This is a genomic window from Siphonobacter sp., assembly GCF_048595215.1.
Lineage (GTDB): Bacteria > Bacteroidota > Bacteroidia > Cytophagales > Spirosomataceae > Siphonobacter.
In genome coordinates this window covers 1-5944 of sequence record NZ_JBMDWJ010000251.1, presented here as the reverse complement: position 1 = coordinate 5944, position 5944 = coordinate 1, and the positions used below count along the sequence as shown (strand labels likewise).

Below are 5944 nucleotides of genomic sequence, written 5' to 3'. Positions count from 1 at the left end.
CGAACTCGTTCATTCAAATCCAAAAGCCGACTACTGTGAGTGAAAAAAAACTTTTTTTCATAAAATTTTAAAAAGGGAATACGAGCCAACGTATACAAAGGGAAACTATTAGTGTAGTCGTTTATCGACCGCATAGGCATTATGCGTATCCGCAAAAACCAGCAGAATACAGCAATAGGCCGCGTGAATGAGCTGGCTGGGAATGGCCCCCCAGTCTTCAATCATCGACGAGCCAAAAATCAATAAAATCATCACTACCGCACCTGCCACTAAAGCCTGACGCGTCATCCAGCCGATCAACAGCAACACCCCTACTAACAACTCAGCCACTGGCAACGCGTAGCTAAAGGGCAGCACCAGTACTTCGGGTAACATGGAATCTTTAAATTTCCCCAGCATCCAGGCACTGAAACCGTTTAATTTAGGTATTCGTACTAATCCATGGCCCAGCATACTCATGGCCAGGGCCAGACGAGCCAGTACAAAAGCAAGGGTCTGATTCATAGATAGAAACAGTCAGTAGGATAGATTGATAATTACGATACAAAGTTCAGTAAATGATTCCAGTTAAATTAAAAAAGTACAAAAAACGTTTCCAAGTCTATAAATATTCTAATTAATTGGTTCGTCAATCCAATTGACTTCCGTTGGAATTAAAATAAGCCGGGTGTACGAACACATTCATTCTTTTTTTCAGGCACGTTCGGCTCATTAACCTTTTCTGTCATGTCATTTTCTCGCGTACAGGATAGTCACCATCCTCAATTTTTACAAATCTGGAAGCTACTAGAAACAGCCTTCCATCCAGTCGAACGTCGCTCGCTGGCGTCCTTAAAACAAGTCGTACAAGAAGAGCAAATGCACCTGCTCATTTGGGGAGAATCGGTACAGGCAGTAGCCGTATTGTGGAAATTCGGGGAATTTGATTTTCTGGAATACCTAGCGGTCGCTCCCAGCCTGCGGGGTCAGGGTTTGGGTACTACGCTGATGCAGGCCTTACTGGCATCGCAGGAAAAGCCTTTCCTACTGGAAGTACAACCGGGTACGGACGCTCCAAATCAGGCCCGAATCCGTTTTTACCAGCGGCTGGGCCTGCACCTCAATACGCACACGTATTTTCAGCCTCCGTACCAGAGAGGCGGGGAAACCTTCCCCCTACAGATCATGTCGGCCCCTCAACTACTCAATGAGGCTGATTTTCTGGCGTATACCTTGCTTATTAAAAATAAAGTCTACGAGCAATGGTATGAAGCTTAGTAGGCCGAAAACAAAAATTGCCAGCAAGGGCTGGCAATTCTTTAGAAGCACGAATCTTCGTATTTTACTTTTTTCCTAACAAGCGGTAGGTCAGGCCTGCGGCGAGTCCTCCGGCCAGATACCAGCCGATCGTCATGAGCTGCGTGGCAGTAGTACGGTTGCTGGGTTTTTCGCCCAATCCCAGCGGACCCGGCAAAAAGACGGCTCCTAACCCGGCGGCTAAGCCCAAAATGGCTCCGTTCCGAACACCATTTTTGGGTGAATCCAGACTAACAAGTCCGTAATAGGTAGCATTGGAAGCAATATCTCCTGCCAAAGATGCTTTGTGAAGCGTTTCCTCGGAAGGCGAAATGCCCGAAGGCAAAAGTTTAGACAGGGCCCGTTTGCCCAGTATATCAATACGTGGAGCATTGGGAACGGTTTTACGAGCGGTTTCGTGTAGGAGTGTGAGGGTACAGGCTCCCACAAACCCACTGGTTGTTGCTGCTAAAGAATCCATAGGTTGTTTAGTCGTTTTGTGCCAGTAGTGTAAATAATGTATGCCAGTATTCGCTAGCTATTCAGACAACCGGCATTGGTTTTACGTAGGTAAGGCATCCGTTTGTTTCAACAATCGAGTAGCTTTACAGTTCTAAATTCTTAAACCTCTATTTTTCTTTCGTAACCGTATGAAAAAACAACTGCTAGGCCTGGCGATACTCGTCGGCCTAAGTACGGCCTTTACGCCTCCCAAACCCAAATGGATTTCATTGTTTGATGGGAAAACCCTTAATGGCTGGAAAGTCGGCAAAAATGCCGAAACCTTTCACGTCGAAGACGGCACCATCAAAGTAGCTGGTCCGGTAGCTCACCTTTTCTACGAAGGCCCTGAACAACCCTTTAAAAATTTTGAATTCAAAGCCAAAGTAAAAACGATGCCGGGTTCCAATTCCGGTATCTACTTTCATACGGAGTATCAGGAATCGGGCTGGCCAGCTAAAGGATACGAAGTGCAGGTCAACAATTCACACACCGACTGGAAACGCACGGGTAGTTTGTACAACGTACAGGATGTGAAGGAAGTGTACGTCAAAGATGGGGAGTGGTATACCGAACAAATTACCGTACAGGGCAAACACGTGACCATCAAGATTAACGATAAAACGGTTGTTGATTATACCGAGCCCGATAATGCCGATCGCCCCGCCGACATGAAAGGCCGGGTGATTAGTTCGGGGACATTTGCCTTACAGGGCCATGATCCGAAGAGTGTAGTATATTTTAAAGATATTCAGGTACGTCGTTTACCCGACTGATAGCTGTTTAAGTCCAGTTACTGAGATACATAAATTTTTAATTGCTAGAAATTTATGTATCTCATTTTTATACTTTAACGTTATAAGCTTACCGACGCTACGTTATACTAATTATGCATTACTCTCTATCTATTTTGCTTGTCACGGCCTTATCTTTCGAGTAAATTGCTTCCTATTCCCTTACCCAATACGCTATACGCTTTGTAAATTTTCTATGCGAATTACCTTATTTACCTTGTTGCTTCTGGGGTTTATGTATCCAGCCCATGCCCAAACCTATCAGTTTACCCGCAATGATACCCTTCGTGGTACCGTCACCCCTGAACGTTCCTGGTGGGACCTTAATTTTTACCGCTTAGACGTTCGTTTCAATCCTGCCGATAGCTCCATCAAGGGCAGTAATCAAGTTTTTTATCGGGTATTGAAACCCGCCCAGGTACTGCAAATTGACCTTCAGCGGGCGATGACCATTACTCGGGTCGAACAGGACGGAAAGCCCCTCTCCTGCCGTCAGGATGGTGATGCTTACTTTATCGAATTAACCAAGCCGCAGGTGGCCAATCGTATGGAATCCATTACGGTCTATTACGAAGGCAAGCCCCGGGTAGCCCGTAATGCACCCTGGGATGGCGGTTTTGTTTTTTCGAAAGACAAAGCCGGTCAGCCGTACATTGCGACGGCTTGTCAGGGATTGGGAGCCAGTTCGTGGTGGCCCAACAAAGATCACCCCTACGATGAACCGGATAGTATGAACATTAACATCACGGTTCCTCAGCCTTTGATGGATGTTTCGAATGGTAGGTTAAGACGAGTAGTCGATAACCCCGATCATACCCGCACCTTCGAATGGGCTGTCGTTAATCCCATTAACAACTACGGTGTTAATTTGAATGTGGCCAATTACAGCCATTGGTCCGATACATATCAGGGTTTGAAAGGGCCGCTAGCTCTGAACTTTTACGTGTTACCGGAACATTTAGAGGCCGCTAAGAAGCAATTTCAGCAGGTTCCACTCATGCTGAAAGCCTTTGAATACTGGTTTGGCCCCTATCCTTTTTACGAAGACGGGTACAAACTCGAGGAAGTACCGTACTTGGGTATGGAACACCAGAGTTCGGTCACGTACGGAAATGGTTTTAAGAACGGTTACCTGGGTCGCGATTTGTCGGGTACGGGCTGGGGTTCCAAGTGGGACTTCATCATCGTACACGAGTCGGGGCACGAGTGGTTTGCCAATAGTATTACCAATTACGACGTAGCCGACATGTGGATTCATGAAAGTTTTACCAACTATTCTGAATCGCTATTTATTGAGTACTATCACGGCAAAGAAGCCGCCGCCGCCTACATCATTGGCTGCCGAAAACTGATCCGAAATGATAAGCCGGTGGTGGGTACGTATAATGTGAACCATTCCGGTTCGGGGGACATGTACTACAAGGGCGGAAGCCTGCTACATACGATTCGTCAGATCGTTAACAACGATGAACGCTGGCATGAGATGTTGCTGGGCCTGAATAAAACGTTTTACCACAAAACCGTAACGGGTGCTCAGGTGGAAGCGTTCGTGGGTCAATCGCTGGGTTTGAATTTAACCAAAGTGTTTGATCAGTACCTCCGCGACATCCGTGTCCCGACGCTGGTGTACCGCATGAAAGATCGCCAATTGGAATACCGTTGGGAAGATTGCGTAGCCGGTTTTGACATGCCCGTGAAGGTGAAACTCGGCGAAACGGACACCTTACTGAAGCCCACTACGAACTGGCAACAGCTAAAAGTAAAGAACGCTACGTCTCTTTCCGTCGATCCTAATTTCTACGTAAAAAGCAAAGTACTGACGGTAAAGTAATAGCTCAAGCACGATGAGCTTTGGATGCATCTTTCTAAAACATCATTCACTCAGCAAAAAGACCCGAAAGGTGGATCCTTTTCGGGTCTTTTTATGCAGTAACCAAGCCTAAAATCAGTTGTTGAACATTCCTTTTAGTAGTTATTCGACAATTGTACTCCCTTAATCTTTCTTCTCTCCTTTTTCCTTGGGAAGGCGATTTTTTGCTTTTAAAGCTTCATGTAGTAAGTATTCAATTTGTCCATTCAGACTGCGAAATTCATCGTCGGCCCAGCGTTGTAGGGCCTCCAGTTCATTCGGAGCCATTCGCAGTACAAATGCTTTCTTCGCTTCTTTTTCCTTTGCCATGTTATCATTCTGGGAAAACCTACCCTCCTTGCCTTAAATGCTATCCGCATTAATGATACAAGGTACCCGCATTGATCACCGGATTTGCCGACTTGTCCGAGCACAACACCACCAGCAAATTACTGACCATGGCGGCTTTTTTCTCTTCATCGAGCATGACGATCTGATCTTCGGTCAGGCGTTTTAGGGCCAAATCTACCATTCCTACGGCACCTTCCACAATTTTCGTACGGGCAGCGACCATCGCCGTTGCCTGTTGCCGCTGTAACATGGCGTGGGCAATCTCTTCGGCGTAAGCCAGGTGCGTAATGCGGGCTTCCAGTACCCGTACGCCCGCCCGGGCCAGCCGTTCGCGGAGTTCAGCTTCCAATTTTTCGTTAATTAGATCGCCACCCGAGCGAAGTGTAATATCCTGTTGGTCTTCGTCGAAATGGTCGTACGCGTAACTACCCGCCAGATGACGCAGGGCCGTATCACTTTGCAATTTTACGTACTGTTCGTAATTCTCGACTTCGAACTTAGCCTGTACTGCGTTTGCCACCTGCCAAACGACTACAGCTCCGATTACAATGGGGTTACCCAGATGGTCGTTTACTTTGATTTTATCGCCTTCCAAACTACGAGCCCGCAGCGAAATCTTAATTTTTGTGTACAGTGGATTCGACCATTTAAAGCCTGATTCCTTGACTGTACCTACGTAATTCCCGAACAAAACCAGCAGTTTCGCCTCATTGGGGTTTACGATAAAGAATCCCGGCGATAAAAGAACCGCCAGAATCAACGCTCCAACACCCAGGACCTCATTCGTTCGCATGAATACCAGAAATGCCCCCACCAGGAGCAGTACTACCAGAGCCATGATTGCCCCAGACAACGGTCGTATAATTTTTTCTTCCATAGTAAATTGATATTAAAATGATATTACAATACTAGCATCTATTTGGCAGAACTAAAAGTCTACTGATCGCAAAAGGATTAATGGTAAATGCTTGGGAAGAATTCGTTGAAACGGCCTATGAACGGTAAAGTAAAACTCCTTATTTTCCAACAGTATGACTGTACCGACGTTTGGTACTTTGCGTAAGGGGTACCTCTGGCGTTGTACTCGTATAGTTTTTTAAGTACGTTTGAAATGAATTAGCGGAGTAAAGTGTTATCAGGAAATAAAGTCTTTTCATTAGTAAGCTGTACGTTG

7 protein-coding genes are annotated in these 5944 nt (G+C 46.1%); 3 read left to right on the top strand and 4 right to left on the bottom strand.

Features of this window, described 5'->3' with window-relative positions:
- Positions 1–108: 108 nt before the first annotated feature.
- Entirely contained in the window at positions 109–504 is a 396-nt protein-coding gene (locus ACOJTG_RS15590) for a DoxX family membrane protein (protein WP_420154673.1), read from the bottom strand.
- 222 nt (positions 505–726) lie between these two features.
- Between ACOJTG_RS15590 and ACOJTG_RS15585 the strand changes: the two genes are divergently transcribed.
- Positions 727–1257, top strand: a complete 531-nt coding sequence (locus ACOJTG_RS15585) for a GNAT family N-acetyltransferase (RefSeq protein ID WP_420154672.1) — start codon at positions 727–729, stop codon at positions 1255–1257.
- A gap of 64 nt (positions 1258–1321) precedes the next feature.
- Here ACOJTG_RS15585 and ACOJTG_RS15580 read toward each other — a convergent pair whose 3' ends face one another.
- On the bottom strand, positions 1322–1756 hold the full coding sequence (locus ACOJTG_RS15580) for a hypothetical protein (protein WP_094810721.1): 435 nt from the start codon (positions 1754–1756) through the stop codon (positions 1322–1324).
- 169 nt (positions 1757–1925) lie between these two features.
- On the opposite strand from ACOJTG_RS15580, the gene ACOJTG_RS15575 reads away from it, so the two are divergent.
- Positions 1926–2552 (top strand): 3-keto-disaccharide hydrolase, encoded by a 627-nt coding sequence (locus tag ACOJTG_RS15575; protein ID WP_420154671.1) that lies wholly within the window; start codon positions 1926–1928, stop codon positions 2550–2552.
- A gap of 214 nt (positions 2553–2766) precedes the next feature.
- Positions 2767–4401, top strand: coding sequence for a M1 family metallopeptidase (locus tag ACOJTG_RS15570; RefSeq protein ID WP_420154670.1), 1635 nt, complete (start codon positions 2767–2769; stop codon positions 4399–4401).
- 162 nt (positions 4402–4563) lie between these two features.
- Here the strand turns inward: ACOJTG_RS15570 and ACOJTG_RS15565 are convergent, their stop codons facing one another.
- Complete coding sequence (locus tag ACOJTG_RS15565; RefSeq protein ID WP_104710825.1) at positions 4564–4749, bottom strand: hypothetical protein; 186 nt, start codon at positions 4747–4749, stop codon at positions 4564–4566.
- A gap of 49 nt (positions 4750–4798) precedes the next feature.
- Complete coding sequence (locus ACOJTG_RS15560) at positions 4799–5608, bottom strand: SPFH domain-containing protein (RefSeq protein ID WP_420154669.1); 810 nt, start codon at positions 5606–5608, stop codon at positions 4799–4801.
- Positions 5609–5944: the final 336 nt, after the last annotated feature.